Source organism: Streptococcus pseudopneumoniae (genome assembly GCF_001072315.1).
Taxonomy (GTDB): Bacteria; Bacillota; Bacilli; order Lactobacillales; family Streptococcaceae; genus Streptococcus; species Streptococcus pseudopneumoniae_R.
This window is the reverse complement of record NZ_JVLI01000043.1, coordinates 1-2,222: the sequence shown is the minus strand read 5'-3', so window position 1 is coordinate 2,222 and position 2,222 is coordinate 1. Positions and strand designations below refer to the sequence as shown.

The following is a 2,222-nucleotide window of genomic DNA, read 5'->3' as shown; positions in this document are numbered from 1 at the left end:
CCCTCTTTCAAGTGTTCAGCTAAAGCTTTTGTATCTTTATTTGCGACTAACTGGGAAATGGTTGGTTCTGAAGTTTTAGTAGCAATTGCTTCGGTTATAACAATTCCTGCAGCCACCTCAGCATCTGTCCTTCTTTCTCTATCTTCCTGCATTTTATGAAGGTTAGAAGTAGCATTGTATGGATCTGTTCCTTGCAACATCTCATCGGAGTTGGAAATACCATCACCATCCAAATCACGATTCCTCTCATCTTTTCGGTTATACTGATAAATTTTTTCGTATGTATTATCTGGTGTATTTTGCGAATCTTTGACTTGTGTTTTTTCAAATTCATCTCGAACGTTGACAATAGTTTGTTCAACTTTTTCCGATAATTCTTTAATTTCATTTTGCCATTTTTCCACAAGAGCTACTTGTTCCATTGGAGAATCCTTAACTCCCAACTTCTCAAACCAAGCAGATAGATTTTCAACCTCAACACTATCCATTCCATCAAAAGAAATAAATCCTAGACGACTATCATGACTGCTATCCGAAAAACCAATTGGACTATTTTCTAACACTCCGTAAGGTACTTGAGATAAAAGTCGATCTGCATAAGGAGTATCTTCCAAAGCGTAACTGAACTGAGAAATATCTAACTCACTCGCCAATCTCTCCAGATGATACTGATTGAATAATGCCCCATCTAGCTTTATCAACTCTGGGTATTCCCTCATTTCTCGTGTTCCAAGTCTTTCTTTTTGAGCGATGGGGTTAATCTCCTCACCAATATTGTAACGGATACCATCCTGAATCAGTTCACCATCGGGAGCGTAGATACTAAACTGGATCTTAGTTGGAGAGATATAGGCTTCTGGATGATCACCAGTCACTTGTTTTTGCCCTTCCTGATGTAGCTGATAGAAGCTCTGATTGGCCTTGTAAAGCTCTCTAGCAAAGTCTTGATAAGATATCAGATCTGTCTCTTTAAATGGCAATATAGGGCCTTCTGGGCGTTCCTCAGCCCATTGAAGGCGTACATGGTAGTTTTCCTTATAGATATGATCTTGTTTCCACTCTTTATAAAAGTCTGAATTTGTATCTAAAAGATGATCTTCTACAGCCGCAGCAACAATCTGATCAAATTCATCATTGTACTGTTTCGCATAGTCAAGATACTGATTCCAGGCTTGATGAAATTCTTCTGGAGTTTTTGAGATGTCATTTGGAACACCTAAATTATAGACAGTATCTAGGACTTGAGTAAAGGTGGCTGAATCAAGTAGGGGGCTATTCAGTGTGTTCTCTGGCGTTGTTTGTTCAATTTCTTTAGTTGTATCAGGCTTGATTTCTTCAAACAAACCATCTTTCAAAATGGTTTGCAACTCATTACCTCTATCCTTGACATAATCCTCATTGATAGATAACTGTTCAATATGGCCATCACGTTCACGGAAAACACCAAGAATAACTTTTTCCTTAGTTTTCTCTACATCAACTCTTAGATCTCTCTTAATTTTCATGAGAGATGCAGGGACACGTTCATCTCCTATATCTTTGAAAAGAAGTAAGAAATCCTCGTCTTTACTCTTAATAGCTTCTGAAAAGTTAAGTCGTTGTGCAATTCTTACTTCATCTAAGTTATCCAAAACAAACGATTTAGGATCAAGAATATCCTCTAACATAGGAATAACTTGTAATTTTTCTTTTAGACTATTACTAACCAGTATTTGATTATAGTCTCCCCTTCCCTCAGCAAAATCGACTACAAAATCTCCAGCATTTCTACCTGGAACAACTGGCCTGATTCCTGTTAAGTGTAAAAAGTTTTCTCGTTTAAAATTAACATCTAGCAAACTCACCTCTCCATTATTGGAATAGAAATAATAGATTTTACTATTCGCTAATTCCTCTAAATACCATTGAGATGATTTCTGAATAGAACCAGCGTACTGATTCATTCTTTTCAAATCATCAGATGTAATTGGATGGTATTTCGATTGTCTTCGTTGCACTTCCTCAAAAGTTGTGCTAAAATGTAAGTAACGATAGGGTGATGTCGGGTGACTGGCAACAGTTTGCTCAAAGGTTGCTGATAATTCAGCTTCAGGTTCGGCACTGCCTACAGCATCATGCTGTGAATAGCCCTCTCCACCACTGGCCCTATCATTCAAGCGCTCCTGACTTTGTTCAGGGGCTTTTTCTATGTACTCCAGTATTTGTGCATCTAAACGATCAAT

General features: G+C 37.8%; 1 protein-coding gene. It reads right to left on the bottom strand.

Annotated features, from left to right (window positions below; translation table 11 throughout):
• Positions 1–2,222 (bottom strand): PBECR4 domain-containing protein (locus ADH54_RS01825; protein ID WP_049523789.1); only part of this gene is annotated, 2,222 nt, incomplete at both ends.